The 25,444-nt window shown below is 61.4% G+C and carries 27 protein-coding genes; 21 read left to right on the top strand and 6 right to left on the bottom strand.

The window, feature by feature from the left end:
* Positions 1-31: 31 nt before the first annotated feature.
* Complete coding sequence (locus FHT93_RS05610) at positions 32-1,393, bottom strand: sugar ABC transporter substrate-binding protein (protein WP_183846562.1); 1,362 nt, start codon at positions 1,391-1,393, stop codon at positions 32-34.
* A 62-nt stretch (positions 1,394-1,455) separates the two neighbouring features.
* Positions 1,456-2,460 carry a LacI family DNA-binding transcriptional regulator gene (locus FHT93_RS05605; protein WP_183846560.1) on the bottom strand — a complete coding sequence of 335 codons (1,005 nt, stop codon included), beginning with the start codon at positions 2,458-2,460 and terminating at the stop codon, positions 1,456-1,458.
* A gap of 201 nt (positions 2,461-2,661) precedes the next feature.
* On the opposite strand from FHT93_RS05605, the gene FHT93_RS05600 reads away from it, so the two are divergent.
* Positions 2,662-3,105 carry an SRPBCC family protein gene (locus FHT93_RS05600; RefSeq protein WP_183846557.1) on the top strand — a complete coding sequence of 148 codons (444 nt, stop codon included), beginning with the start codon at positions 2,662-2,664 and terminating at the stop codon, positions 3,103-3,105.
* Between the two features lie 83 nt (positions 3,106-3,188).
* Here the strand turns inward: FHT93_RS05600 and FHT93_RS05595 are convergent, their stop codons facing one another.
* Positions 3,189-4,514 (bottom strand): DUF2254 domain-containing protein, encoded by a 1,326-nt coding sequence (locus FHT93_RS05595; protein ID WP_112972565.1) that lies wholly within the window; start codon positions 4,512-4,514, stop codon positions 3,189-3,191.
* Positions 4,515-4,583: 69 nt separating this feature from the next.
* Between FHT93_RS05595 and FHT93_RS05590 the strand changes: the two genes are divergently transcribed.
* The 4 genes from FHT93_RS05590 (at position 4,584) to FHT93_RS05575 (ending at position 7,043) form a co-directional block, all read left to right on the top strand.
* Positions 4,584-4,853, top strand: a complete 270-nt coding sequence (locus FHT93_RS05590; RefSeq protein WP_183846555.1) for a hypothetical protein — start codon at positions 4,584-4,586, stop codon at positions 4,851-4,853.
* A 315-nt stretch (positions 4,854-5,168) separates the two neighbouring features.
* Complete coding sequence (locus tag FHT93_RS05585; RefSeq protein ID WP_018115795.1) at positions 5,169-5,843, top strand: VIT1/CCC1 transporter family protein; 675 nt, start codon at positions 5,169-5,171, stop codon at positions 5,841-5,843.
* Between the two features lie 158 nt (positions 5,844-6,001).
* A complete protein-coding gene (locus FHT93_RS05580; RefSeq protein ID WP_183846553.1) occupies positions 6,002-6,520 on the top strand; it encodes a cytochrome P460 family protein in 519 nt (172 codons plus the stop codon).
* A gap of 76 nt (positions 6,521-6,596) precedes the next feature.
* On the top strand, positions 6,597-7,043 hold the full coding sequence (locus FHT93_RS05575; protein WP_183846551.1) for a DUF4952 domain-containing protein: 447 nt from the start codon (positions 6,597-6,599) through the stop codon (positions 7,041-7,043).
* A 40-nt stretch (positions 7,044-7,083) separates the two neighbouring features.
* Here FHT93_RS05575 and FHT93_RS05570 read toward each other — a convergent pair whose 3' ends face one another.
* On the bottom strand, positions 7,084-7,590 hold the full coding sequence (locus FHT93_RS05570) for a hypothetical protein (RefSeq protein ID WP_183846549.1): 507 nt from the start codon (positions 7,588-7,590) through the stop codon (positions 7,084-7,086).
* Positions 7,591-7,829: 239 nt separating this feature from the next.
* On the opposite strand from FHT93_RS05570, the gene FHT93_RS05565 reads away from it, so the two are divergent.
* From FHT93_RS05565 to FHT93_RS05515, 11 genes are all read left to right on the top strand, one after another.
* On the top strand, positions 7,830-9,236 hold the full coding sequence (locus FHT93_RS05565; RefSeq protein ID WP_018115799.1) for an adenylate/guanylate cyclase domain-containing protein: 1,407 nt from the start codon (positions 7,830-7,832) through the stop codon (positions 9,234-9,236).
* A 411-nt stretch (positions 9,237-9,647) separates the two neighbouring features.
* Complete coding sequence (locus tag FHT93_RS05560; protein WP_183846547.1) at positions 9,648-10,094, top strand: DUF805 domain-containing protein; 447 nt, start codon at positions 9,648-9,650, stop codon at positions 10,092-10,094.
* 306 nt (positions 10,095-10,400) lie between these two features.
* Positions 10,401-10,844, top strand: coding sequence for a DUF805 domain-containing protein (locus tag FHT93_RS05555; RefSeq protein ID WP_029616564.1), 444 nt, complete (start codon positions 10,401-10,403; stop codon positions 10,842-10,844).
* Between the two features lie 243 nt (positions 10,845-11,087).
* Positions 11,088-11,534 (top strand): DUF805 domain-containing protein, encoded by a 447-nt coding sequence (locus FHT93_RS05550; RefSeq protein WP_018115803.1) that lies wholly within the window; start codon positions 11,088-11,090, stop codon positions 11,532-11,534.
* Between the two features lie 21 nt (positions 11,535-11,555).
* Complete coding sequence (locus FHT93_RS05545) at positions 11,556-12,002, top strand: DUF805 domain-containing protein (protein WP_183846545.1); 447 nt, start codon at positions 11,556-11,558, stop codon at positions 12,000-12,002.
* Positions 12,003-12,028: 26 nt separating this feature from the next.
* Positions 12,029-12,751 (top strand): hypothetical protein, encoded by a 723-nt coding sequence (locus FHT93_RS05540; RefSeq protein WP_183846543.1) that lies wholly within the window; start codon positions 12,029-12,031, stop codon positions 12,749-12,751.
* Positions 12,744-14,018 (top strand): hypothetical protein, encoded by a 1,275-nt coding sequence (locus tag FHT93_RS05535; protein WP_183846541.1) that lies wholly within the window; start codon positions 12,744-12,746, stop codon positions 14,016-14,018. Before FHT93_RS05540 ends, FHT93_RS05535 begins: the two co-directional genes overlap by 8 nt.
* On the top strand, positions 14,005-14,961 hold the full coding sequence (locus FHT93_RS05530) for a MoxR family ATPase (protein ID WP_018115807.1): 957 nt from the start codon (positions 14,005-14,007) through the stop codon (positions 14,959-14,961). Before FHT93_RS05535 ends, FHT93_RS05530 begins: the two co-directional genes overlap by 14 nt.
* Positions 14,962-16,269, top strand: coding sequence for a DUF58 domain-containing protein (locus FHT93_RS05525; RefSeq protein WP_113213149.1), 1,308 nt, complete (start codon positions 14,962-14,964; stop codon positions 16,267-16,269). It begins immediately after the preceding gene.
* Positions 16,266-17,345, top strand: coding sequence for a stage II sporulation protein M (locus tag FHT93_RS05520; protein WP_183846539.1), 1,080 nt, complete (start codon positions 16,266-16,268; stop codon positions 17,343-17,345). Before FHT93_RS05525 ends, FHT93_RS05520 begins: the two co-directional genes overlap by 4 nt.
* On the top strand, positions 17,342-18,250 hold the full coding sequence (locus tag FHT93_RS05515) for an RDD family protein (RefSeq protein WP_113209037.1): 909 nt from the start codon (positions 17,342-17,344) through the stop codon (positions 18,248-18,250). The genes FHT93_RS05520 and FHT93_RS05515 overlap by 4 nt, the downstream gene beginning before the upstream one ends.
* Before the next feature lie 67 nt (positions 18,251-18,317).
* Here the strand turns inward: FHT93_RS05515 and FHT93_RS05510 are convergent, their stop codons facing one another.
* A complete protein-coding gene (locus tag FHT93_RS05510; protein WP_246781551.1) occupies positions 18,318-18,839 on the bottom strand; it encodes a hypothetical protein in 522 nt (173 codons plus the stop codon).
* A gap of 423 nt (positions 18,840-19,262) precedes the next feature.
* Complete coding sequence (locus FHT93_RS05505; protein WP_183846537.1) at positions 19,263-21,200, bottom strand: adenylate/guanylate cyclase domain-containing protein; 1,938 nt, start codon at positions 21,198-21,200, stop codon at positions 19,263-19,265.
* A 1,194-nt stretch (positions 21,201-22,394) separates the two neighbouring features.
* Between FHT93_RS05505 and FHT93_RS05500 the strand changes: the two genes are divergently transcribed.
* The 5 genes from FHT93_RS05500 (at position 22,395) to FHT93_RS05480 (ending at position 24,658) form a co-directional block, all read left to right on the top strand.
* On the top strand, positions 22,395-22,679 hold the full coding sequence (locus FHT93_RS05500) for a GlsB/YeaQ/YmgE family stress response membrane protein (protein ID WP_018115814.1): 285 nt from the start codon (positions 22,395-22,397) through the stop codon (positions 22,677-22,679).
* Positions 22,680-22,684: 5 nt separating this feature from the next.
* Positions 22,685-22,951 carry a DUF982 domain-containing protein gene (locus FHT93_RS05495; RefSeq protein ID WP_113203843.1) on the top strand — a complete coding sequence of 89 codons (267 nt, stop codon included), beginning with the start codon at positions 22,685-22,687 and terminating at the stop codon, positions 22,949-22,951.
* A 33-nt stretch (positions 22,952-22,984) separates the two neighbouring features.
* Complete coding sequence (locus tag FHT93_RS05490) at positions 22,985-23,230, top strand: DUF3302 domain-containing protein (protein ID WP_112972558.1); 246 nt, start codon at positions 22,985-22,987, stop codon at positions 23,228-23,230.
* Entirely contained in the window at positions 23,227-24,168 is a 942-nt protein-coding gene (locus tag FHT93_RS05485; protein WP_018115817.1) for an efflux RND transporter periplasmic adaptor subunit, read from the top strand. Before FHT93_RS05490 ends, FHT93_RS05485 begins: the two co-directional genes overlap by 4 nt.
* Positions 24,169-24,322: 154 nt before the next feature.
* Positions 24,323-24,658 carry a hypothetical protein gene (locus tag FHT93_RS05480; protein WP_113213153.1) on the top strand — a complete coding sequence of 112 codons (336 nt, stop codon included), beginning with the start codon at positions 24,323-24,325 and terminating at the stop codon, positions 24,656-24,658.
* Positions 24,659-25,444: the final 786 nt, after the last annotated feature.

Genomic DNA, 25,444 nt, shown 5'->3' with positions numbered 1-25,444 from the left:
ACGCGAGGTTCGCGTGCGGCCCGCTTCTCAGCTAGAGGATCGGCGCGCCGCTATAGGAAGCGAGGAACGCGTCGAGCTGCTGGGAAGCTGCGGTCGCCGTCTGTTGCGGATCGGCGCCGCCAAGCTGGGTCTGCTGGATGGCGTCGGAGATGATCTTGTAGACCTCCGGCGGCACCCGCGGTTCAGCCCTTGTCCCGGGGTGAATATCCTTCGCGAAGGTGCCGATATTGCCGGCAGTGAAGGCATCGCCGCCGGCCTTCAGCGCGCTGTTGCGCGGCGGCATGTCTGATTTCGCCTTGGTGCACCAGTCGGCGACACGCTGCACGGAACCCTTGTCCATGGAGGCGAGCGCCCAGGCGCAGAATTCGGCAGCCGCATCCGGGCTCTTGCCCTTGGCATTGGCAACGAAGGCCCAGCCGCCGCCGACGGTCACATATTTGCCGTTGGCCGGTGTCGGCAGCCTGAAGACGCCGTATTCGAAATCCTTGGCATTGCCCGCAAGCTGCGAAATGCCCCAGATGCCGACATTCTGGATGGCGCAATAGCCGGCGGCAAGATTGGCCACCGTATCGTTGGCGCCATTGCCGAGCACCTGGCGAGGCGCGGCACCGCTATTGACGGCATCCTGCCAGAATTTCAGCGCCTGTACCGTTGCCGGTGAATCGAAGGCGCTCTTGCCGTCCTTCGTCTGGAATTCGCCGCCGCCTTGCCAGAGGAACGGGTACCAGGTGAAGTTCTGGTAATAGCCGGGCGTCGTCTCGAAGAGCACGCCGTAGCGGTTCGGCGTCGTCAGCTTCTTGGCGACTTCGAGCAGCTCGTCCCAGGTCTTGGGCACATCGTTTTCGTTGAGACCGGCTTCCTCGAAAGCCTTGACCGAGTAATACATGGCCATCGGCTCGACTTCCATCGGCACGCCGTAGATCTTGCCGTCCACCATGCGGTTGGCGATGACGCTTTCGGGGAAATCCGCCTTGGTGGCGTCGTCAATATGCGGCGTCAGGTCCTGCAGCACGCCGCCATTGTAGTAGCGCAGGAAATCGCCGGGCGAGATCAGGAAGATATCCGGGCCTTCATTGGAGGCGAAGGAGGTGGCGAGCTTGGGGCCGTTGATATATTCGGCGTTCGGAACATATTCGAGCTCCACCTTCTGCTCGTGGCTGTCGTTCCAGGCGGTGATCATCTGGGTGAACCAGTCGACCTGGCTGGCGATCTGGCCGCCCGGCGCATAGAACTGCCAGAATTTCAGTGGCGTGCCTTGAGCGCGCACCGCCATCCGGTTGATATAGGGAAAGCCGGTCAGGCCGGCGGCAAGCCCGGCGCCGGTGAACAGCGCACCCTTGCGGATCAGCTGCCGGCGGGAAATGCCCTTTGCAGGCGTCTTGATATCGGTCATGTCTTCCTCCCGTTGATGGACCTGCAGGCCGGCTCCTCTTCGGGCAAGCAGGCGGTTTTTGTTCATGCGGTATCGAAAGGCTGAAGGCTGCAGGCGATGATTTCCGAGCGCGGCGGCCCGTCATATCGTCCTGACATGCGCTCGAGCAGCATGGCGGTGGCGCGCTCGGCAAGGGCTGCAGGCGGGCGGCCGACGCGGGTCAGGCGCGGGCGCACATATTCGAGCTGCGTCTGGTCGCCGAAGACGGAGACCGCCATATCCTGCGGTATCCTGATGCCGCGATCGTAGAACTCGGCAAGCGCGCCGGAGGCCATCAGGAAGTTGGCGAAGAAGACGACCGAGGGCAGGGCGCCCTTGTGGTGTTCAAGCAGCCACTCGACCGAAGCCTGGCCCGAGGGACCGAGATAGCTGCCCTCGAAGCGCAGGGCGGGATCGGGCTCGACGCCGCCATCGCGCAGGCCCTGTTCGAAGCCTGCCGCCCGCGCCATCGCTTCGGCAAAGAAGGAGGGGCCGGTGACATGGGCGATGCGCTTGTGGCCCTTGGAAGCCAGATATTGCCCCATCAGCCGGCCGCCGCCGAAATCATCGATCTTCAGGCTGTCGACGGCCTGGTTCGGCAGGTCGCCGATGAAGACGGTCGGCAGGTCGATGCCTAAGAGAGCGTCGTGCATGCCGTGCAGGGCGAAGTCGCCGACGATCAGGCCGTCGATGCGGCGGTTGCGGATCTGGCGCAGATATTCGCGCCCATGCTCCTGCGAATGGCCGCCCGGCACGTCGGTATTGAAGATCAGCATGTCGAGGCCGGCCGCCTCCATCTCCGACTGCGCCGTCTTGACGAGTTCGGGATAGAAGGGGTTGCGGATATCGGGGATCAGCATGGCGACCAGATTGGTCTTGCCGGTGCGCAGGCTCTGGGCCTGCGGGTTCGGCACATAGCCGAGCTCTTCGACCGCCGCGAGCACTTTTTCCCTGAGCGCCTGGGAGACGCGATCGGCATGATTGAGCACATGCGAGACTGTCGTCCGCGATACTCCTGCTCGTTCTGCGACCTTGCCTATCGTGCTCATGAGCGCATCAAAACACACAAAAAATCGATTTGCAAATCGATTTGCAAAAATCAAAACAGCTTTTTTTGCCGTCGTGTTTTTGCAAGGTTGCCCTATGATCGGCGAAGGAGCGGAGACAAAAAAATCAGTCGCAATGTCGGATCGGGAGGACGAGGGTCGTCCTAGAGGCATTGCCAAAGTTCAATCCAAAGGAGGATCATCATGCCGAGCACAATCAAACTTCACCGTGTCCTTGCGACCACGCCGGACAAGGTCTATCGCGCCTTCCTGGAAGCCGATGCCGTGGGCAAATGGCTCCCGCCAAACGGTTTCACCTGCACGGTTCATCATCTGGAGCCCGTCGTTGGCGGAACGCACAGGATGTCCTTCCGCAACTTCACGACCGGCCACAGCCATTCCTTCGGCGGCGAATATCTGGAACTCGTTCCCGGCCAGCGGATCCGCTACACCGACAAGTTCGATGATGCCAACCTGCCCGGCGAAATGGACGTGACCGTGACCCTGACGAAGGTTTCGGTCGGCACCGAACTCAATGTGGTGCAGGCCGGCATTCCGGATCTCATCCCGCCGGAGGCCTGCTATCTCGGCTGGCAGGAATCGTTGCGCAATCTCGCACGCCTGGTCGAGCCCGATATCCAGCAGTAAGCGCGAAAACCCGAGGGAAGGCCGGACCGGCGGAAATCCAGAACCCGCCGTCCGGATCGGCACAGTCGCAACAGCGTCGATCGCTATTGACGAAAAGGGGTGACCGAGCCGGTTGCGGACTGCGCTTTCGGAGGGAGGGATTTCGAGCCGCCGAGGCCCTGCGTGTCCGGCATTTTGGCAAGTTCCAGATCCTCCGGAAAGTCGTAGATCTGGGCGAGCCGCCGATCGAGCAGAGCCATTTCCGTTTCGAGAGCAGGCCGGCGGAATTCGGGCAGCACCTGCAGCCCATATTCCAGCACGGCACGCAGGCGGCGGGCGATCTGAAAATTCTCGGCGCCGTAGAGCCTGATCTCGCTGAAGGTGAGCTTCACGAAATCTTCCCAGTCCGGGGTCCTGCAGATAAGCCGCAATTCGCCGGCCGCGTTGAAAATCGCTTCCTTGCCCAGATCGCGCTTGCCGGCAAAGCAGAGCAGGCGCTGCAGCTGATCGATCGCGAGCACAGCCGTTGTCGGATCGTTGATCGCTTTCGAAAGCGCCTTGATCGCGATGTCTGCGATGATCCTGAAGGCGAATGTCGCGTCGTGTTCGAGGGTTCGTTCCGGCCCGAAGGCAATCAGCGATTTGAGCTTGTCTTCGTCCGGCGACAGGATGCCGTAGAGCCGGAAGAGGGGTTCGCCGGAGGCGACGAAATCGCCGATGCGCGGAACCAGCTCGACAACGGAGCGCGTCTTCTCGGCCTTCGCCAGCAGCGCATCCTTGTTCACGGCGACGATGATGGCGGGGCGCCCCCGGTAGAGGATGACCTTGTCCGGCTCGGTGCCGGGGCGCAGGTAACTGGCAGCGGTGTCGGCCTCGGCTTTCGCCATTGCAGGGTAGACATCCTCGATCACCGCGCGGCCTTGTTCGCTCACGCGCAGCATGATGCTCACCGGGCGCAGCAGGCGGGCGGCATAGTCGATCAGATAGAGGAAGGCGGCGATCGACAGAAAACCGAGAAGGCCGGCGATCTGGGCGATGGCCTGCGGGACGGCAGCTTCCAGCCGCACCAGCGCGCCGGTCGCAAAGAGCAGGGTGAATGTGAAAAGCCCGACGGTAAAGCGGATGGCATTGTCATTCAGCAATGTCGTCGCAATGATCCTGGGCGTCAGTTGGCCGCCTGCGATCTGGATCGCCACCAGCAGCGAGCCGAAGGTGAAGACGACGAAGGTCAGCGTCATCGTGATGATCGTCTCTAGCAGCCTCTGGGTGCCTTCGGTGCCCCACGGCCATGGTTCGATCCAGATGATCCAGGGCTCCAGCAGGGAAGCCACCCGGATTGCCATCAGGTAGAGCAACAGGGCAATGAATGGCACCAGCCATAGCGATGACTTGATGTAGCTCTTCAAGCTATAGAGCCGGTTCCAGCCCATGTTTTTCCCCCAGTGCCCGGGCCCCCGCCCGGCAAATGCCGCGCCATTCCTGCCGCGGATCGGCGCGATATGATCTCAGTGCGCCTGAAGGGCGGGACTGCGAGTTTCCGGCCGCTCCAGCTGCTGTACCCGAAGGGCCAGATCTCAGTATTTCAGGTCGCGCGCAGTCTTGCGGCCGCTCTGCCTGGTCTGGCGCTTGTCCTGTCTGCAGGCGGCATTGCTCTGGTCATTGGCCACGAGGCAGGCCTGTTTCGTATTGCGCGCGCCCTGCCGCGCATCATTACCTCACTCCTCTCGACACGCTTCCGATCCCCATCGGAAGGTCCATGTCTTGGGTAGGCGCACGCACGGGTGATCCCGCGTCAGAACAAGTAGCGATAAGATCATCCGCGGAGGACCGCGCTTCAGGATTTCGCCCAATCTTCGATGGCGGCCAACCGACCGGGATCGACCCTGCCATTATGCATGAAATGGCTCAACGGCTACGTATATTACTGTAGGACACGCACACGGGACGGGGGCGCGCGCCAGTTCCCGACGCAATGCCGAACCCCGCTTTCCAGGCGCTCGTTGTCTCGGCCTTGATTCAACGCAATGAAGAGATCCGCCACTTCGATCATAGTTCCGGGGCTACGACCTGCCCGGAGCCATTCCATGAAGCCTACGGGGATCTTTTCCATCTTCGAAAATCTCGATCCCGGCGATGCGCTCGGCGAGGTGCTTTTCGGGCTGATCATGGCGCTGACCTGGACGATCGGTTCGAGACTCGTCCTGCGTGAGGAAGGACTGGTCGTGCGCGACCTCGTCGTTGCGACTATCGGATGCAATCTCGCCTGGGGCATTATCGACGCCGTCCTGTTCACGCTCGGAACGAAGTTTTTCAGGAGCAGGCGTCTGCGCCTGTTCCGTCAGGTCAAGACGGCGAGGGACGAAGGCGCCGCACTCGCGGTGCTCGCGAAGGAGTTTCCGATCGAAGGCACGCCGCTCTCCGCAAAGCCTGCAGACGCGGAGGCGCTCTATCGGTCGCTGCTCGCGCTCACAACCCGTGCCGAGCCGGTGAAGGTGCCGCTGACGAGAGACGATCTTTCGGCGGCAATTGCGATCTTTATCCTGGTCTCGGCCACCGCCCTTCCTGCGGTCGTCCCGTTCTTTCTGATCGACGACGCCAACCGCGCCCTGAGGGCGAGCAACTTCCTTCTGATCGCACTGCTGTTCGTGACCGGCTATGCGTGGGCCCGGTTTTCGGGCGGCCGTCCGTTTTATGCGGGCATCACCATGACCTGTCTCGGATTGTTCCTGGTTGCAATCGCCGTCGCCCTGGGCGGCTGAGGAAATACGCCGCTTCACCGGCGGAACCGGCGCGGCACTCACAGCTGTCCGCAGGCCCTTAGACTTGCAGCGGGACTGTTCTACCATATCAAGGTATGATTTCGCCCGCGGCAATATCTGCGAATGTTGCTCCGCATTTGATCGCAGGAGAGCATTCAATGAAGCAGATTATCGTGGTGTCGCTGGCCGTTGGTCTGGTTACCGGCCTCGTCGGTTACAATGCCGCTGCATCCGGGGCCGATGAGGGACGTGCGCCGGCCCTGTCGGAGCTGCCTGCCGGCTACCGCGACTGGCCGCTGATCACCGTGGCGCATGAGGAAGGCAAGCTCAACGATATCAGGGCCATCCTCGGCAATGATATCGCGATCAAAGCCTTCCGGGAGGGGGCCACCACCTATCCCGATGGCACCATCATCGGACGCCTGGCGTGGGATTATCACCCGCTGGAAGAGAGCGAGGCGGCCTTTGGCGCTGCCCAGTCATTCGTTGCCGGGTTGCCCAAGAACGGCGTGCAGTTCATGGTCAAGGACGCGACAAAATATGCTTCGACAGGCGGCTGGGGATATGTCGAGTTCGACGACGGCAAGCCCTCCGCGAAAGCAATGCCCGAAGCATGTTTTTCCTGTCACTCGGTCGTCAAGGACCGCGACTTCGTGTTCAGCCGCTACGCACCCTGACAGGCATATCTGTCCCCGACCCGATTATCCGCTATAAGGCTCGATGCCGGCATCGGGTGTCCGGACGGGGCTGGTCATGAAGTTTGCCGCTTGTCTTCTTGCCATATGGTCGCTCAGCAATATGGTTGCGCCACCGCTGATGGCAGCGTCCGCGCCCAGGCCGGTGACGGCGCAGGGTTGCGGCGATTTCCTGGCGCAGATCAGGAAGAAGCCTGCTCACGTTGAATTCGCCGGCTGCAACTATGCCCCGGATCGGCAGGGCAAGCCGCTTGAGGCGACATACCGCGTATCCGGCCGGTTTGCGGCTGCAACCGAGGCCTATCTCATCAAGGCCGTGGGTTTGAACCGGCTCAAGCGCTCCTGCTGCCTATGGGATTCCCCCGCCAGCCAGTACCGTGATTCAGTCGGCCGCGACTTCCTGATCTCCATGGTTTCGGAGGAGACCATGGTGTCCAGCCGCAGCGGGTGGCCGCAGATCGTCGTCTTCGAGATCACGGTCGAGACGTTTACCGAGGATATGTGACGAGGCGGATCTCAATCCGCAGAGCGGAGCCGCCGGGCCTTCATTCGATCTGCTCGTCCAGCTGTTTCGCCACGGTTTCATAGTGGCGGGACGAGGCGGCGTTCCCTTGCTTGGCGTAGAGGCCGGCAACGTCACGGGCGGCCTTTGCGGCTGCGCGGAACGCGTCGAGCCTGACCTGAGGGTCCAGTTCCGCATCGCCCCCGATATCGCCACCCCTAAACTTGCCGACGCGGTAGCCTTCGTCATCGATCACGCCGATGACGGGCACGCCGGCCCGCATCTCTCCATAGAAGGCAGGTCCGGCGCGATCGCCGTCGCGGCGGCGCAGCATCCCGGGGCCGGACGCCTTGTTATCAGGGCATGCGCCGGTCCAGTATGTCGGACCTGCCGTCAGGGACACGGGGGAGACGAATTCGCAATGGCTGGCCGGATCACTGGACCAGGCCAGGCCGCCAGCCGGGTCCTGCGCCTGCAGAGGGGATGCGCACCACAGGGATGCGACGGCCGTCAGGGCGGGTGCAATCTTCAGTGACTTCCGCTGCTGCAACTTTCTTGTCTCCCTTGCCCGATCCGGGCCTGACCTTCTAGCGGGAGATTGTGACGGGCGACAGCCCGATGTCGCGGATTTCGAGAGCCGGACGGCACATGGTTTCGAAAAAATCCGGCATTCGATCGGGTGTTGCAGAACACCCCGCCATACCGATTTCTATCAGGACGTTCCGTGATATAATTTCGGCCTGATACGGCATCATCAGCCGTGGCGTTGCGTGCACGGAGACCTGTGCGATGAGCGAAGTGGACGTTCTCTTTTCGGCCCTGAGACAGGCGGCCGATCCGCAGGCGGTCGAGTGCATCGAGAATATCGTCCGGCACGGCGCCGATCGCGACCTCAACCGCATCAATGCGCTGGCCTTCGCCAAGGCACACGATCTCGATGAAGAGAGGTCGATAGCGGCCTTTCTGCACGCGGCCCGCATCGGCGCCTTCGAGATGACCTGGAATGTTCTCTGCCCGGGATGCGGCGGCGTGCTCGATACCGGCGCCACCCTGAAAGCCGTCGACCGGGAGGCCTATCATTGCGCGCTGTGTGCGGCCGGATACGAGCCGACGCTCGACGAGATGGTCGAGGTCACCTTCACCGTCAGTCCGCGCGTGCGCAGGATTGCCGGCCACGACCCGGACCGGCTGCCGCCCTTCGAATATTACCGGCAGATCTTCTTCTCCTCCGGCGTCGACCTGCCTGACGATCTCGAGGAAAGGTTTGCGCGCATCCTGCTCGAAATGATCGAGCTCGATCCCGGCGAGAAGGCCTTCGTCTCGCTGCAGCTGCCGGCGGAATTCATCATCATCTTCGATGCGGTGACGCATTCGGCGCAGTTCATCGATGTGAAGGGCGAGCCGACCAGCGAACGCCAGAACCTCTCGATGGTCCTCAGCCACGGCCATGCGCAGCAGGATACGCTCGTCATGCACCCCGGCGTGCTGCGCCTGACGCTGGAAAATCACACCGATCGCCGCGTGCTGCCGAATGTCTGTATCGCGGCAGACGAGATGCACGACATTCTCGGCCGCAGGCGGCCCTTCCTGACGGCCAAGCGCCTGCTGACCAACCAGAGTTTTCGCGACATCTACCGCACCGACACGCTCGATGTGGACCAGCGCCTGAAGATCACCAGCCTGACCTTCCTTTTCACCGATTTGCGTGGCTCGACGGCGCTTTACGAGCGCGTCGGCGATCTCGCCGCTTTCGACCTGGTGCGCACGCATTTCCGGGTCCTGCACGAGATCGTCGCCACCGAGGCCGGGGCGGTGGTCAAGACCATCGGCGATGCGGTGATGGCAACCTTCCCGAGCCCGGACCGCGCGGTGGCGGCAGCGCTCAGGATGCGCGAGGCAATGATGCGGCTGAATGCCGAGCGCGGCAGCGAGGATCTGCTCCTGAAGATCGGCATCCACGAGGGACCATGCCTTGCCGTCAGCATGAACGACCGGCAGGACTATTTCGGCCAGACCGTCAATATCGCCTCGCGCGTGCAGGGCCTTGCCGAACCGCAGGTGATCCTGACGACGGAGGCGGTGGTCGGCAACGAGCAGGTCTCGGAAATGCTGCGCGACAGCGGCATCACCTCTGCCTCCCGCATGGAGGAGCTGCAGGGCATCGCGCGCGAGGTGAGGATATTCGCGCTCTCGTGAGGATCGGCCGTCGGCGTCTTCGATGTGGCGGCTTGAAAGGGCGAGGTCTGGGCTCGGCCATTTTTTCCAGAAGCGACAGCGCCTCCGGATAGTTCCCCGAAAGAAACCTGGCTGCGGCAATATCCCTAACGTCAGCCGGTGGTGGCCGAGAATACCATATCGGCAACGGCGGGGCACGTCGTTGAAAGAATTCCGGTTGTACTTCGCCATTGCCTTTAAGGCATCGTCGGCCCTGGAGATGAAAAAACTCAACGCAAAATCGTTGCTTTTCTCACATCGCGGAGAGCTACAACTGACTTATTGCAATTTCTGCGTTTGAATTGTAGCACTTTGTCCTACGAAACGACTATCGTTTCTAGGCGATGGTGAGTCGGCACCGCGCTCGCGGCAAGCAGAAATGGGGGCATTTCAATGGGGTTTACTGACGCTGTTCGTACAGTTCTGAGAGAAAAATATGCAACCTTCTCCGGTCGGGCATCCCGCTCGGAATATTGGTGGTTTTATCTATTTTATGCCTTGGTGTGGATCGGATTTGGAATTGTAGTTGGTGTGGCCGCCGCTGCTTCTGGCGGTTGGGATGGACTTTCGTCGCTTGTCGTTGGTCTCATGGTCATCGGCGGATTGTGTCTGCTTGCAACTATTTTGCCGGTGTTAGCCGTTCAGATCCGCCGCTTCCACGATCGCAACATGTCCGGCTGGTGGTACCTCGCGCTGGTGATCCTGGGGCTGGTTCCCTATGTCGGTTTGATTGCGAGCATCGCCATTTTGGTGATCAGCGTGCTTCCGGGCACTGTCGGCACGAACAAGTTCGGCCCGGATCCGCTGCGTCCGGAAGTGAGAGCCGAGGTTTTCGCCTGAGGCATCGCCATCGGGAATGTTGGGTTTGCTGGCTGCGCCATTGCCACCTTGACTCTGTTTTGCCTTTCGCAGGGGAGCAGGGCAATCGGCGCGGCGGCCCGCTTCCGATGGAATCGACGGCCTAATTCCAGCTGTGTGAAGAAATTGAACGCAAAAGCGTTTTCATTTTTGAATAGTGACGGATACGACTGATTTATTGCAATTTCTGCGTTTGAATCGTAGCTGTTTCTCATTCGAAACAACTGTCATTCCAAGGCGATGGTGAGAGGTCACCACGCTAGCAACAAGCAGAAATGGGGGCATTTTATGGGGTTTACCGAAGCTGTTCGGACGGTTCTGACGCAAAAATATGCTACCTTCTCCGGTCGGGCCTCCCGCTCGGAGTGCTGGTGGTTTCAGCTGTTCTACGGGTTGGTGCTGGTCGGGCTTGGAATTTTTGCTGCTTTGGCCGCCGGTTCCAATGGTCAGGATGGACCGTCGTCACTGCTCATTGCCATTGGGGTCATCGCCGGCCTGTTTGTGCTCGCAATGATGTTGCCGCAGATGTCCCTCACGGTTCGCCGCTTCCATGATCGCAACATCTCGGGCTGGTGGTATCTCGCGATTTTTATCGCAAACTTCATTCCCTACCTCAATGTTGTCGCGGGCCTCGCGGGCTTCGTCATTACCGTGCTTAGGGGCACGGAAGGTCCGAACAAGTTCGGACCGGATCCGCTGCGTCCTGAGGTAAGGGCGGAGGTTTTTGCCTAGGGCATTGGTTTACCCGCAATATCGACTTGCCGAGAGCTGCGTTCCCGGCAAATTGGTCTCGAGCGATACTGCGATGCAGAAAAACAACGCAAGATCGTTATTTCTTTGAAATGCGAGGCGATACAACTGTGTTGTTGCAATCCCCACGTTTGAATTGTAGCACTTTTTATCCGAAACGACTGCCATTCCAGTGGGATGGGTTGACGTGGGGGCGCTTGGGGTAAGCGGAAATGGGGCATTTCGATGGGGTTTGCTGAATCTGTCCGGACGGTTCTGAGGAGGAAATATCTGACCTTTTCCGGTCGCGCCGGCCGTTCAGAATATTGGTGGTTTCAGCTGTTTTTCTGGGGGCTTTTGCTTGCCCTTTTTGTGCTGTTCGGTGTGGTCACCGACGCGACGCGCCGGCCTGACGGATATTCGTCATCGACTACGTTTATTATTGTCGTGATTGGACTTTTCATACTTGCAATGTTCTTGCCGCAGGCAGCCCTTCATGTTCGCCGCTTCCATGATCGCAACATGTCCGGTTGGTGGTATTTTGTGGCAGTCATTCTGAGCTTTGTTCCCTATATCGGTCGCGGTGCGGGCATAGGAATTCTTATCGTTTCGGCGCTCAGGGGTACGGAAGGTCCGAACAAATACGGGCAGGATCCGCTGCGCCCGGAGGGCAGGGCCGAGGTTTTCGCCTAGGGCTGGGAGTGGGCATTTCAAATGGGGTTTGCTGAATCTGTCCGAACGGTTCTGTCGAAGAAGTACGCGATCTTCTCCGGTCGCGCCTCCCGCTCGGAATATTGGTGGTTCCAACTGCTCTACTGGGCGCTGCTGGCTTCGTATGTCCCGCTGCTTGTTACGGTCAGCGAGGCGACGGATGGGCCTGACGGACTTTCGCAGATCGCAGAAGTCATGATGACCGTCCTGATCCTGTTCCTATTGGCGACCTTGTCGCCGCAAACGGCCCTTCACGCGCGACGTTTCCAGGATTGCGGTATTTCCAGCTCCCGATATGGGACGCTGGTTCTTCTCTGTGCCATTCCGGGTTTGGCGATCCTTGCCGGGCCAGCGGTGATCGTGATCTGCTTGCTTCCGGGCACGGAAGGTCCGAACAAATACGGGCCGAATTCGCTGATTGCGGAACCACGGGCGGAGGTTTTCACCTGAGCCGCATCCTCCGTCATATTGGCCTGTTGCTGGCGCTATCGCTGGCCGCCTCGGCACAGTTTTATCCTGCGCTGGCGCAGGACAGCAGCGGTCAGCAGGCCGACCGGCCTCTCAGCACCGTCGGCAGCGAATATGCCGCGCAATGCGCGCTGAATGGCGTGCGCTGCAAGCTCACCTATCGCCATGATGGTGTCGAAAAGTCCAAGCGCGTGCCGGATGCGGCGCTGTCGCGTGACAATCGTTCGTTTTCTTCGCAGGAGCCAGCCGTCGGCGGTTCGCTGGCCATCGTGCTGGTGCTGGTCGCCCTTGTCGTCATCATCGGCCTTGCAATGTTTTTCGGCAATGGCGGCGTGCTGCTCTCATCGGCGCCGCGTGACGTGAAGAAGCGGCAGGGGGAGGCGCCGGAGAGCTGGCGCACATCGGACGCTGCGGCCGAGGAAAGGCCGAATGATTTCCTGTCGCGGATTGCCGCCATGGCCGATCGCCGGCAGGCCCTGGTGCTGCTGCTCCGGCACTGCCTGCTGCACGCAGCCGACGCGACGGGCACACGGCTCTTCCGCTCGGATACGGAGCGAGCGGTTTTTGCCCGCCTGCCGGCAACGATGCCCGACCGCGAGCGGCTGGAACATCTGCTGGCCGAGGCGGAGCTCGTGCATTATGGCGGCCGCACATTGCAGGAAGGGCATTTCGATACGCTTCTCAACTCGGCGCGCGCTTTGCTGTCGGTAGGCAGGCTCAGCCATGCGTAGTGCCGCACCTGTTCTCATCCTGCTGCTTCTGGTCGGGCTTGCGGCGCTGGCGCTGTTCGGGATGCCGCGGGACAATGATTTCGATCATTCGCCGCTCGGCAGCCGCGGGCTGCAGGTCTGGCTGGAAGCCAAGGGCATTCCCGTTATTCGCTCCGATCCGCATTTCGTCAGGGCGCGGGCGGAAATCTCCGTGCGCATGCTTTTCCTGCCGATATCGGAGATCGAGACCGCCGCACCCGCCGGAGAAGAGAAAACGGGCGAGGTGTCTCCGGAAGACTGGGCCTACGAAGCGGTCAACCACGGTCTGCCGACGCTGATCGTCATGCCGAAATGGCGTGGCAGCGTGTTGAGGGATGGCATTGCAGGCCAGTCGGACCTCTTGGCTCTCCCCGCCATACAGGAGAGCCTCAACAGGGTCGAACTTTCCAGCAAGCATCTCTCGCGCAACGCGCCTGAATTCGAAGAGGCGCAAGTCGGTCTGAAACAGTTCCAGCAGATGAAGATCGCCCTGTATCAGGCGCAGACCTTCGATCGGGAAAGCCTGTCGGACGATTGCAAGGAGATCGTCGGCATGCCGTCTGGCGCGCTGCTCGTTCGCTGCGATGACAATCCCGACGTCTATTTGCTGTCCGACCCCGATCTCGTGACCAATCACGGGCTGGCGCTCGCTGACAATGCCAGCTTTGCCGTGGCCCTCTTCGAGTATCTGCGGGGTGTCGGCGAGACGCGGCCGGTCTATATCGACACGACTGGCGCGCCGCTTGATGACAAGAAACCGGTGGACGAAGGGCGCAGCTATGAGCGTTCCGGCTCCGATCTCAAGCGCTTTTTCGCCTATCCGCTCTCCGCCATCTGGGGAACCCTGTTCGTTGTCGTGGCAATCTGCTTCTGGCGCGGGTTCTGGCGTTTCGGACCGCCGCTCAAGGATTCCTCGGGAAATATCGAACTGTCGAAATCTGCGGCGATCGAAGCAACCGCCAGGTTGCTTCGCCTGTCGGGCAATGACGGGCGGATGGTGTCGCAGTTCGTGCTCCATCTGCTTGCCGACAAGGCGCAGTTGCTCTGCGGCCCCGGAGCCGGAAACGAGGCAGGCATAGATCGGCTGTTCAAACGTCTGGCGCGCCGCGATCACGCGGCGGCGCAGGCGCTGCATTCGTCGGCTCAGGCGCTGATTGACCGCGGGCATTTGATGAAATCTGCGGATCTGCACCGCAATCTTGAAACATTCAGGAAATCGCTAGGGAGCGTCGACTTTGGATCTGGGTGAATTTCGCAATCTCATCGCCGCTGTCAGGGGCGAGATCGGCAAGGTGGTGCAGGGACAGGATGCGATCATCGATCTCGTGCTGATCTCGATATTCTCGGGCGGGCACTGCCTCGTCGAGGGACCTCCGGGCACGGCAAAGACCCTGCTTGCCCGCTCGGTTTCGGCTGCCATGGCGCTCGATTATCGGCGCATCCAGTTCACGCCGGACCTGATGCCGGGCGATGTGCTTGGCGTCAATCTCTTCAACTTCCAGACCAACCAGTTCCATCTCACCAAGGGACCGGTCTTCACCGACATTCTTCTCGCCGACGAAATCAACCGTGCACCGCCAAAGACGCAATCGGCGCTGCTGCAGGCGATGAACGAGCGAATGGTGACGCTCGATGGCGTCGATTATCAGCTCGGGCCTGACTTCTTCGTGCTCGCCACGCAGAACCCGATCGAGCAGCAGGGCACCTATCCGCTGCCGGAGGCGCAGCTCGACCGCTTCCTGTTCAAGCTGGTCGTCGACTTCCCCGACCGCGAGACGGAAATCTCGATCCTGTCGCGTCATGCCGATCAGGCGCTGAAATCAGATATAGGCAAAGCCGGCATCCGGCCGCTGGTGACGAGCGAGGCGCTTGCCGCCGGCCGGGCGCTGATCGATGCGATCCATCTCGACAAGTCGATCCTCACCTATATCGTCGACCTCGTACGCGCGACGCGCTCCGATGCCGATATCCTCTATGGCGCATCGACCCGTGCCGCCGATGCGCTTGCTGCCGCCGTGCGCGTGCGGGCTGCCTTCGAGGGTCGGGACTACGGCCTGCCTGACGATGTGCAGGCGCTGCTGACACCGGCCTTGCGCCACCGCATCGTGCTGTCGCCTTCGGCAGAGATCGACGGGCGTACGCCCGACGATGTGCTGCGCAGCCTCCGGAACCGCGTGGATGCGCCCCGGTAAATGCGGCCGTCCTCGCACCTGATCGCGCTTGTTCTTGCCATGGCGGCGCTGACGGTCATCGTCAGCGTGTGGTGGCGCGACATGAGCATGCCGCTGGTCTTCCTCTGGGTTGCGCTGGCGGTCGTCACGGCGGGCGATCTCGTCTTGTCGGCGCTGTCTGGCCGGATGGCTGTCGATGTCGATCTGCCGTCGCAGGGTTTTGTCGGCCACGCGGCTCCTTTCACTGTTGTCATCGACAGGCAGAAGGGCAAGCTGCCCGAGGGGATCGATCTCAGGCTTGATGTCGGGCCGGAGCTCGTCATCGGCGAGCGTCGCATGGAGCGTGCCGAGACCGGGCCGGTGAAGGCATCCTTCGATCTGCAGCTGACGCGGCGCGGGCAGTTTTCGGTGCGTGAGCTCTGGCTGAAATGGCCGTCGCGCCTCAGGCTGATCGACAGGATCGTGCGCCTGCCGGTGGCGCGCCAGATCGCCGTCATTCCCGATATCTCGCCGGTGCTGTCAGGGGCGGTCAAGACACAGATCCTGCCGCTGGAAGCCGGCCAGAAGGATTTGCGGCTGCGCGGCGAGGGATCGGAATTCCATCAACTGCGGGAATTTGCCGCCGGCATGGATCCGCGCAGCATCGACTGGAAGCGCTCGGCGCGCATGCGCAATCTCGTGGTGCGCGAGATGCGGGCGGAGCGAAACCACCAGATCATTCTCTGCGTCGATTCCGGGCGGCTGATGGCCGAGCAGGTCGGCGGCTTCACCAAGCTCGACCGCGCCATCAATGCGGCGCTCGCCATGTGCTGGGCGGGAGGGCTCGCGGGCGATCTCGTCGGCTTCTACAGTTTCGACAGCCGTCCGCGCCTCTTCCAGCCTGCCTTGCCGGGGCGTGCGGCGTTTCCACGTCTGCAGACGATCTGCGCCGATCTCGCCTACGAAACCCAGGAGACCAACCATACGCTGGGGCTGACGCATCTTTCCGGCCGTCTCAAGCGGCGCTCGCTGATCGTGATATTCTCCGATTTCGTGGACAGCATCACGGCGGAGCTGATGATCGAGAATATGCAGGTGCTCGCGCGGCACCATTTCATCGTTTACGTCGCCTTGCGCGATCCTGTCCTGGCAAAGCTGGTGGAGCCGGAGGAGACGACGCTCGATGCCATCGCCCGCTCTGTCGCGGCACGGCAGATCGTGCAGGAGCGGCGGGCCGTGATGGAGAAGCTTTCGCGTCTCGGCGTGCTCTGCCTCGACAGCACGCCCGAGGCGCTGACATCGGATCTCATTGCCCGCTACATCGAAATCAAATCCCGCGAGATGATATGACGGATCTGCGCATCGACCCCAGGATGGATAGTGGCGCGACGCTCCATGCCGGCGGGGTGCAGAACGACCTGCTGCGCTCGGCCCGCTTCCGGCTGGAACGCGAGACGCACTGGCGCCAGCTGGACCAGCTGGTGAGCCGGGCGGAGGAGGGTGGGGCTGCTGCACTCAGCTATAACGAGGTGCGCGACCTTGCGGCCGGCTACCGGCAGGCGATGAATTCGCTCAGCGTCGCGCGCGATATTTCGCTCGATCGGGCGCTGGTCGCCTATCTCGAAAGCCTCTGCGCGCGCGCCTATCTCATCGTCTATGCGCCGCAGGAAAGCCTCGGCGGGCTGATCTCCCGCCTGCTGCTGAAGGGCATTCCGCAGGCAGTGCGCCGCTCGGCCCTGCCTCTCTTCATCGGCTTCCTGGCGCTCGTTCTCGGCGCTCTTGCCGGATACAAGCTCTGCAGCAGCGATCCGAGCTGGTTCTATACGTTCGTGCCGTCGGAGCTCGCCGATCTGCGCACGCCGGATGCGTCGGCCGATTACCTGCGCTCGACGATCTACGGCAATGAACGGCATGAGAGCGACGGGCTCGCAGCCTTTTCGGCCTATCTCTTTTCCCACAATACGGGGATCGCCGTAATGATCTTCGCGCTCGGCGTCTTCGCATCGGTGCCGAGCTTCATTCTGACCTTCTACAATGGCCTGATGCTCGGCGCCTTCTTCGCGATGTTCCGGCAGAAAGGGCTCGGCTACGATGCCTTCGCCTGGCTTTCCATCCACGGCGTCACCGAGCTTGCGGCGATCTCGATTGCCTGCGCCGGCGGAGCGGGGCTCGGGCTCGCCGTCCTTCTTCCGGGGGCGAGAACCCGCAAAGAGGCTCTGCGCCACCAGGGGCATGATGCCGTCAAGCTCGCAATCCTCGCGGCCCTGATGCTGGTCGTGGCAGCGTTTATCGAAGGCTTCCTGCGCCAGCTGGTGCAGGAGCCGGTCTGGCGGATCGGCATCGGCTGGGGTATGGGTGTCTTCTGGGTCGCATGGCTCTCGCTTGCAGGGCGCGAAGGCAAGGCCAAGCATGGGGCCGCCAGATGAAGCAGCCGGACCAGACGATGACTGACGGCAAGCGCGTCATGCAGTTCATTCCGCCGGAGGGCGTGCCGATCAGTTTCGCGATCGCCTCGATCGGAGCGCGTTTGGGCGCGCAGATCCTCGATATCATCTTCACGACCCTGCTTTTCATCATTATCGCGCTTGCCGTCATCTTCACGGGGGTCTTGCCCTTTAGCGCCATGACGGTCCTGATCACCCTGATGGGCTTTCTGCTGCGGACACCCTATTACGTGCTCTCGGAGCTGATCTGGAACGGGCGCACGCTCGGAAAGCGGATAACCGGCATCCGCGTCATCAACGTCGACGGCCGACGCCTGACGCCGCACCAGGTGACCGCGCGCAACCTGATGAAAGAGGTGGAGATCTTCGCTCCGATGGGCCTTCTGGGCACCATCGGCGAACAGTCGGGGCTGGAAGGTGGATTGACGGCCGCCTGGCTCCTGGTGGTGGTGATCGTTCCGCTCGCCAACCGCCGCCGGCAACGTATCGGCGACATGATCGCCGGCACGCTGGTGGTCGACAATCCGCGCTCCGTGCTGCTGTCAGACCTCGCTCTGTCATCTCCTGCCAAGGCTTCGTCGCAGCCGGCGTTCGAATTCCTGCCCGAGCATCTCGATATCTACGGCAAATACGAGCTGCAGACGCTGGAGGATGTGCTGCGCGACACGACGAAGAAGCCGAACACCGAAGAGATCATCAAGATCGTGCGCACGATTACGAGAAGGATCCGCTATGAGGATCCCGTGAAGCCCGGCCAGGAGATGCTGTTCCTCAATGATTTCTACCGCGCCCAGCGCGAGCATCTGGAGAGCCTGAAGCTGTTCGGAAAGGCGCGGGAGAACAAGTATCATGAGCATACGAAGGCAGAGGCGAAGAAGCTTGTCTGAGGCGGGGTTCGCGGGCCACGTCGAAGGTGGCTATTTATTCCGGTCAAGCGATGAGGAAGATCGGGCTTTACCGGTCTGCGCCAATAACGACCTCATGCTTCGGACCGCCAAACGAAGCAAAGAGATGGACGATTACCGTGTTGAGCTCTCCGCGCTTGCGAAAATAAAACTTATGCAGCCTGAGCATTGCAAGATGCTCATCATAAAGCGGCCGCCCAACGAAATTGAAGACATCACTGCGGCGCCCCATCAATAGGTCGAGCAGATCAGTTGTATCAAATTCATTAAATCCTCGCTCCGCAATCGCGTAGCAATAGGCCATCTTAGCCACCACCATCTCACTCAGCCCCATGATTAGCGGCATTCTCGTCGTTACATGAGCTGGGGTGAAGTTCCGCAAGCCAAGATGAACAAGACCTAGTCGAAACGAATCGGCACCTTCTCGCTTATCAATCCCAACCAGCCTTCCGGCTGGTTCGTGCACTGCATATTGGTAGATCGGCGGATAGTTTTTGGCAGGAAGCGTATCGGTGAACGCGTTCACGGGCAGCTGGTCACCAGAGGTCTGATTAAAAGACACCTTCGGCATTCGCCTGGTATTTCCGCGCCGCCGCTTGTTCTGCTTTAGCTCCAAGATATGGCGAACCCCAACAAAATCATTCTCCCAGGCCCTCTGTTCATAGGTCCTGTTGGCGTGGTTATTACAGTCATTGCAGGACGCACCCTCGAAAATCACCTCGCCTGTTCCTGATAACGCCCGGGGAACTATGTGCTCGTCGGTGAGAGGCTTGGTGGAGGTTTCACAAAATATGCATCTACCCAACGAAGGGTACCGCTTTGCTTCCAACGACACTGATCGCAGCATGGACACTCCTCGTAGGATCGTATTTACCGATCCGTTCTACTCAGCGTCAATTTTGAAATCGGAACAGATTCGGTACGTTGGGTGAAGCTTTTCAACAGGATTGCATGATTTCGGCTCCCCGGAAACGCCCGTGTTCTTGCGCTGCCGCTATGCACCTTGGCTGGAATTGCCGTCGCCGCCACTCTCCCCGACAAGCTCCCACAGGTCCACCTTCTCCGCGCGCCCCTTCACCTGCACCAGCCCCAGCGGGCGGAAGCCGAATCGGTTTCCGACCGCGTCGTGGATCGCCGCGCTCGTCAGGATCGAGGTGCCGAATTCCTTGTTCAGGCCTTCCAGCCGCGAGGCGACGTTGATCGTGTCGCCCATGGCCGTGTACTGCTGGCGCGAGGCGGCGCCGAAGCTGCCGACGACGGCGGGGCCGGTGTGGAGGCCGAAGCGGGTGATGAGTTCGGGGCGGCCGTTTCTGGCGTTCTCGTCGTTCAGGCCATCGATCGCGGCGCGCATGGCGAGGGCGCAGCGGCAGCCGTGTTCGGCGTGCGCCGGATCTTCGACAGGCGCATTCCACATGACGAAGATGGAGTCGCCGAGATATTGCACCACCGTGCCGCCATGGCGCTCGGCGATGGTGTTCAGAAGCTCGAAATAGGCTGACAGCGTATCGACCACGTCTTCGGGCGAGTGCTGCTCCGATATGGCGGTGAAATCCCTGATATCGGTGAAGAGCACGGTCACATCCTGGCGCGTGGCCTTGACGACGGCCCGGCCGCCGGGGCTGACGATGCGTCGGACCACCTCGCGCGGCACATAGAGTGCAAACTGGCTGATGGCGTGGCGACTGGCGGCAAGGGCTGTCGCCAGCGTGTTGATCTCGGTAATCAAGGAGTGCGAGACGGCTTTCTCGCCGACATCGAGATCGCCGATCCTGCGGGCCTCGTCGGCCAGCCGATAGAGGGAGCGGCTGACCATGCGCGACAACAGCACCGAAGCTGCGACACCAGCAAGCACCAAGCCCGCGGCGATCAGCAGATTGTGCAGGAGCAGCCGGTTGGCCTCGGCCACCAGATCCTCCATCGGCACGATGATTACCGCCGTGCTGCCCTTGAACAGGCCGGAGACGCTGACGGGGGCGATCTGCACGAGATGGCTTTCGCCGTCGAGCTCGATGCGTGCCAGGCCGCCATTGGCAAAGGCCGGATCGCGCCTCAGCCTCGCCACGGTCTCGATGCTCGTCTCGAAGCCGTTGGCCGTCGCGTCGAGCGTGCCTGCCGTTCGCGACCAGATGGCGATGATCCTGCTCATGATATCGGGGTTGGAATGGGCGATGAGATCATCGCCGGCATCGATGATATAGGCGCGCGCACGCGGCGAGATCCCGCGCGCGTCCAGCAGCCGGCTGATGGTCTCCAGGTGGATGTTGATGCCGACCACCACCTTGGCATCGTCGCGCATGGGCGCTGCGATCGTCAGCGTCGGGACACCCAGCGTTCCCGCAACATAGGGCCCGACGGAGACCGGCATGCCATCCTGGACGACGGATTGATACCAGGGGCGCTGGCGCGGATCGAAGGAGGCGTAGTCCACCTTCCGCTCGCCGATAGGCCTTGTCTCGCCATCGAGAAACTGCAGCGTCGAGACGACATCGGCGCTTTGCCGCCCGGCGATGGTGCGGATCGCGAAAGCCGTCCCGTCGGGGGCTGCAAGCGTGCGGCGGGTATCCTGCCTTGCGGTGTTGATGACCTGCAGGTAGGAGCCGTCAGGATAGCCGGTATAGACGCTGGTCGCATTGGGGACGTTGCGCAGCACCTCCAGAAAGAAGTCCTGCTTTGCCTTGATATCCTGAGGCGGCGGCGAGGCGAGCTGGGGCAGGGTGGAGGCGAGCGCCGCCGCTTCCATGCCGCCCTCCAGCGTATTGCGGTATCCCTCGATCAGCCGCAGGCTCATGCCGCGCATCTGCTGCACGCCGGCGCTGACGGCGGCCTCGCTTCCGCGGCTGAAGGCCAGCCAGATGATCGGCATCGACGTGCAGAGCAGCGATGCGACGACCAGGACGCCGAGATGCAGCCTTAAGGGTTTGGACCAGCCCACGGAACTTCCCTCGAAATGCGGGGCCGCCACATGTCGGGCCTCGACATGCGGGCGCACTCGACCATGCGGAATGAGCGTACCCAACCGCCGCAGCTAACCGCTTTTTGACGGGTTACACAAGGCACCGATAGGAGTACTCCTCTTGGTTGCACCCGATCGGGGTGCGGGCTGGCGCTGAGGCCTCGCCTTCATGCCATCAGGCGATCCCTCCGGCGATCGTCCAGCACGAGCGAAAAGGGCGGGCGCGAGCTCCGTTACCCGGCGCGCCGGAGGGCTTCCTCTTCCGGTCCGTCGCGGGTCGCGGCGGTGCAGGATGCGGAGAAGAACAGCCATCACGGGGAGGCGCTGCAGGCGGTATCGAGCGGCGGTCGGATGGCGGCGGTCGGATGGCGGCGCGCGGGGATCAGCGAAAAATGACGCGTGCCGAATGGGATATTGCCCGGTCGGCCGTGTCACACACTTTTCACGCGACTTCGGCCTTTATTCATGGTTATTTCGCGCGCTAAACGCGTTTTGGCGGACTGAGCAGGTATAGAGGCTCGCGAACGTATGGCGTGGCGGGCCCTATAACTGGCTTCAAATTCACAGCAGATTTCAGCCTTTCCCTGTCTCATTTCGTCGCGATACCACGGCCCCGCCCGGTGGCCGCGCGTCTCCGATCATGACCCTCACTTGCGATTCTGGATGGCTGCCCGATGCTGGCGGCGGACGGGCCGGAGCATGCCTCAAGGCCTGCCGATACGATAATGGCCGCTTCAGGCGGAAGCGGCCATTGATCATTCACCCGCGCTCTGCACGGCGCAGGCATCAACAATTGAAGGGCTTCCACTCGATACTCGGCAAGCCCCCCGCATCGGTTTCGGTCCAAGTAATCCTACTACCGCCGCCTAGCTACTTTCGTCGAGGTTCGGACGATTCGCAATTCATCCAAAAGGGTTAGGCCGAAACCGGCCCGCGCATGCCCGCCGGCCGCCCCTCATCATTCCGTTGCAGGGGGTAGATGCAGTAGCTCTTCCGGCAGCGAGCCGGCGCCTTCTGCCCGCCGATTACGGCCCGTCACGACCGTGCGCCGGCGGCCGCCGGATGTTCGCAATACTCGATTGCAACGTAAATGAGGCCCCGCATTTACCGTTACGTACTTCCCACGGAATGCGACCGCGCTATCGTCCGGGCGTACGCCGATGGAGAAGACCGATGAACGAAGGACCGGTCGACTGGGGTAGCGCCATCCTGATCGGCGGCATGGCCGGGTGGATGGCAAACAAGTTCATGCATGCGCATGCCCATCTGATTGTCGATGTCGTGGCGGGCGTTGCCGGCGCCGTCCTGCTCAATGCGATGTTCGAGGGGCTCGGCTTTCATTATGGCGGCTGGGTGGAATTCCTGGCGCTGGGTTTCGTCGGGGCGTGCCTGCTGCTGGCGCCGGTGCGGTGGATGCGCGTGCGCCTGCGCAAGCCGCGCCCGCCGAACGACTGGTGAGCGCCATGGCCAAGGATGGTGGAGGCGATGATCTCAGTCCCGGTCCGTGGAACGTATGCGTGCTCGTTCGCAGTGCCGAGCACGACGGCTTCGAGTTCGTGAGTTCGGCAAGGCAGGCGCTGGCCCGCCTGGCAGACGGGTGGCCGGTGCGCGAAGCGGCCTATCGCCATGCCGTCGCAACTTGCGGCGATGTCTTGAAAAGCTGGTCGCCCAGCTACCTGGCGAGGATCGCTTTCGAGGACGCCGTCCGGGAAGCCGGTTTGTCCTGGTAAAAATGCCGTCTGGTATCGTCAACGGAGTGAGGGATGAGTGGCATCGATATCTTCGCCTGGATCGTGCTGATCGTGCTGATCGCCAGCACGGTCTTCGTTGTCGTCTTTCTGGCGATGCTTCCCGGCATGATCGCCAGGCGCCGCGACCATCCCTGGAAGGAGGCGGTCACCGTCGGCGGCTGGGTGACGCTCTTTCTCGGCTTTGCATTGTGGCCGCTCGTTCTCATCTGGGCCTATGTCGATATTCCCCGCAAGGCGGCGCCGGAGCGGGCGCCATGATCGTCGTCCTGCTCAACACCTATCTCGTGATCCTCTTCCTGCTGGTGAAGCTGCATATCGTCAGGTTCAACCTGTTCTGGAAGATCTCGCCCATCCTCGTCTTCCTGTTTCTGCTCGTCGGCCTGTTCATTCCCATGGGCTGGGGCGCGCCGCAGGGCAATGCGCTCGTGGTGCGCAATTCGGTGGCGATCGTGCCCAATGTCGCGGGCGAGGTGACCGATGTGCCGGTCAAGGCGAACGTTGCCCTGAAGGCCGGCGATACCCTGTTCAGGATCGATCCGCAGCCCTATCAGGCCAAGCTCGATGCACTGAAGGCGCAGCTCGGCCTCAACCGGCAGCGGCTGGAAGAAACCACGCGTCTGCAGACGACGGGCGCGGGGCGCGCCTATGATGTCGAGCAGCGGCAGGCGGAGGTGGAGCAGCTGACCGCCGAAATCGCCGGCGCCCAATGGGATCTCGACAAGACGGTGGTGCGCGCGCCGGCCGATGGCTATGTCACCAATCTGGCGCTGCGCTCGGGAGCGCGCGTCTCCAGCCTGCCGCTTGCGCCCGTCATGGCCTTCATCGATACGTCGGACACGCTTATCGGCGTTGAGATCGCCCAGATCAATGCCCGCTATATCGAGCCGGGCCAGGCGGTGGAAATCACCTTCAAGTTCGCGCCGGGCCGCATCTTCACCGGCAAGGTGGAAACGGTCATCCAGGCCGTCGCCAGCGGCCAGACCCAGACATCCGGCAGCGCCATCGCCCCATCGGCGATCCTGACCGCGCCGCTCGTCGTGCGCGTGCGCCTCGACGACCAGGCCTTCGCCGCCAGCCTGCCGGCCGGCGCCACCGGCACGGCGGCAATCTTCACCGACCATGTGAAGGCCACCCACATCATCCGCCGAGTGGTGCTGCGGCAGGTGGCGATCATGAATTACATCAATCCTCTTTGAGGGACTCCCTGAGGGGCGGGTGCACCTGAAAGGCAGGGCCGGCGACCGAAAAGCCGCCGCCGGCGTCAGATAATTCTCCTGTGGTTGTTCCTGCCAGTTACTCGCGCCAGGCGGGCGGCAATGCTAGAAATCGGCCGCTAACTGGGGTTATCTAATGAAAAAATTCATTCTCGCCGTGGCACTTGCCGCGACACTCGCCGCTTGCGCGAAAAGACCTGACGCCATCGTCCAGGCCGACATCCCGATGCAGGCCTATACCAATCTCGGCTGCCCGCAGATCGCCCAGCTCCACACGACGGAAAAGAAGAAGCTCGACGACCTGTCGAAGCAGCAGATCTCGGCCGCCAATGGCGATGCTTTCGGGGTGTTTCTGGTGGGGGTGCCGATCGGCAGTGTGGCCGGCGGGGACAAGGAAGGTGAGGTCGCGGTGTCGAAGGGCAAGGTTTCGGCGATGGAGAGTGCGGCGCTCTCGAAGGGGTGCAAGTTGTAGGCGAGGGTGAGGGAAGAGGGTAGCTGCCGGCAACAGCTCAAGGCGGCAACCCTCTCCATTCTCATCTCCGCGTTCCGGCGCTCGCGCCGTCGAGCTACCTTTTCTCCAATTTTCGCAGATATATTATTTTACGCCCTGAAGTTGTGCTCTCGCCAGCGTTTACCAAGATCGGCGGTTAACCGTGGCGATAGTATTCCATAGCCGCGTGTTGGCTAAAATCGATCAGTAAGTCATAATGTCTCCACTGACATGAAACACGTGACTATGCGAATCAGTTGATGACTTGGAATCAAATCTATTGCCGCAAGATTCGCTCTGTTAAATACAGCATCGACGACAAATCTCTATCCATTCTATACAAAGATGGCTCAACGGCGCGCGCAGTGGGCATAACGGCGTCTAGGTACGAAGAACTTATCAATTCACACAAGGATGACCAATACACGTTCTTCGTCAATTTCATTGAACCGTTTATTGTAAGTCGAAAACCCGTCCGTCGAGTTTCTATAAGCCATGTGAAGCTCACCGCCGCATTGCTCGCAGCTATTTCCACTGGATGGATGGTATTGTGGTTTTTCGATTACTTTCTGCTGCTGGCAACATTGCAATAGGAGGAGAGGCGGCTCTTCTTCTTGACTTTTTTTGGTATTTCTACCGACGCGATAGGGATCCCGCTTTACGCCTAAACGACAGGTTGTTAATTATCTCCCTGGGTTGAGGAACTTTGGGAGGCGTGCTGTGGACTGCTGTCCGCATCACAGATCGACGCATGATCGAGATACAGTT

It is taken from the genome of Rhizobium sp. BK379 (assembly GCF_014193955.1).
Taxonomy (GTDB): Bacteria; Pseudomonadota; Alphaproteobacteria; order Rhizobiales; family Rhizobiaceae; genus Rhizobium.
Note: the sequence above shows the minus strand (reverse complement) of the source record. Positions and strands in the feature narration are given on the sequence as shown.

Excerpts from the sequence above, each read along its gene's own strand:
- FHT93_RS05590 (WP_183846555.1), top strand. The coding sequence starts at position 4,584 with ATGATCTCAGTGCGCCTGAAGGGCGGGACTGCGAGTTTCCGGCCGCTC.
- FHT93_RS05580 (WP_183846553.1), top strand. The coding sequence starts at position 6,002 with ATGAAGCAGATTATCGTGGTGTCGCTGGCCGTTGGTCTGGTTACCGGC.
- FHT93_RS05560 (WP_183846547.1), top strand. The coding sequence starts at position 9,648 with ATGGGGTTTACTGACGCTGTTCGTACAGTTCTGAGAGAAAAATATGCA.
- FHT93_RS05515 (WP_113209037.1), top strand. The coding sequence starts at position 17,342 with ATGAAGCAGCCGGACCAGACGATGACTGACGGCAAGCGCGTCATGCAG.
- FHT93_RS05610 (WP_183846562.1), bottom strand. The coding sequence starts at position 1,393 with ATGACCGATATCAAGACGCCTGCAAAGGGCATTTCCCGCCGGCAGCTG.
- FHT93_RS05500 (WP_018115814.1), top strand. The coding sequence starts at position 22,395 with ATGAACGAAGGACCGGTCGACTGGGGTAGCGCCATCCTGATCGGCGGC.
- FHT93_RS05485 (WP_018115817.1), top strand. The coding sequence starts at position 23,227 with ATGATCGTCGTCCTGCTCAACACCTATCTCGTGATCCTCTTCCTGCTG.
- FHT93_RS05545 (WP_183846545.1), top strand. The coding sequence starts at position 11,556 with ATGGGGTTTGCTGAATCTGTCCGAACGGTTCTGTCGAAGAAGTACGCG.
- FHT93_RS05600 (WP_183846557.1), top strand. The coding sequence starts at position 2,662 with ATGCCGAGCACAATCAAACTTCACCGTGTCCTTGCGACCACGCCGGAC.
- FHT93_RS05535 (WP_183846541.1), top strand. The coding sequence starts at position 12,744 with ATGCGTAGTGCCGCACCTGTTCTCATCCTGCTGCTTCTGGTCGGGCTT.
- FHT93_RS05510 (WP_246781551.1), bottom strand. The coding sequence starts at position 18,839 with ATGCCGAAGGTGTCTTTTAATCAGACCTCTGGTGACCAGCTGCCCGTG.
- FHT93_RS05550 (WP_018115803.1), top strand. The coding sequence starts at position 11,088 with ATGGGGTTTGCTGAATCTGTCCGGACGGTTCTGAGGAGGAAATATCTG.
- FHT93_RS05575 (WP_183846551.1), top strand. The coding sequence starts at position 6,597 with ATGAAGTTTGCCGCTTGTCTTCTTGCCATATGGTCGCTCAGCAATATG.
- FHT93_RS05495 (WP_113203843.1), top strand. The coding sequence starts at position 22,685 with ATGGCCAAGGATGGTGGAGGCGATGATCTCAGTCCCGGTCCGTGGAAC.
- FHT93_RS05565 (WP_018115799.1), top strand. The coding sequence starts at position 7,830 with ATGAGCGAAGTGGACGTTCTCTTTTCGGCCCTGAGACAGGCGGCCGAT.
- FHT93_RS05595 (WP_112972565.1), bottom strand. The coding sequence starts at position 4,514 with ATGGGCTGGAACCGGCTCTATAGCTTGAAGAGCTACATCAAGTCATCG.
- FHT93_RS05585 (WP_018115795.1), top strand. The coding sequence starts at position 5,169 with ATGAAGCCTACGGGGATCTTTTCCATCTTCGAAAATCTCGATCCCGGC.
- FHT93_RS05490 (WP_112972558.1), top strand. The coding sequence starts at position 22,985 with ATGAGTGGCATCGATATCTTCGCCTGGATCGTGCTGATCGTGCTGATC.
- FHT93_RS05480 (WP_113213153.1), top strand. The coding sequence starts at position 24,323 with ATGAAAAAATTCATTCTCGCCGTGGCACTTGCCGCGACACTCGCCGCT.
- FHT93_RS05605 (WP_183846560.1), bottom strand. The coding sequence starts at position 2,460 with ATGAGCACGATAGGCAAGGTCGCAGAACGAGCAGGAGTATCGCGGACG.
- FHT93_RS05525 (WP_113213149.1), top strand. The coding sequence starts at position 14,962 with ATGCGGCCGTCCTCGCACCTGATCGCGCTTGTTCTTGCCATGGCGGCG.
- FHT93_RS05555 (WP_029616564.1), top strand. The coding sequence starts at position 10,401 with ATGGGGTTTACCGAAGCTGTTCGGACGGTTCTGACGCAAAAATATGCT.
- FHT93_RS05520 (WP_183846539.1), top strand. The coding sequence starts at position 16,266 with ATGACGGATCTGCGCATCGACCCCAGGATGGATAGTGGCGCGACGCTC.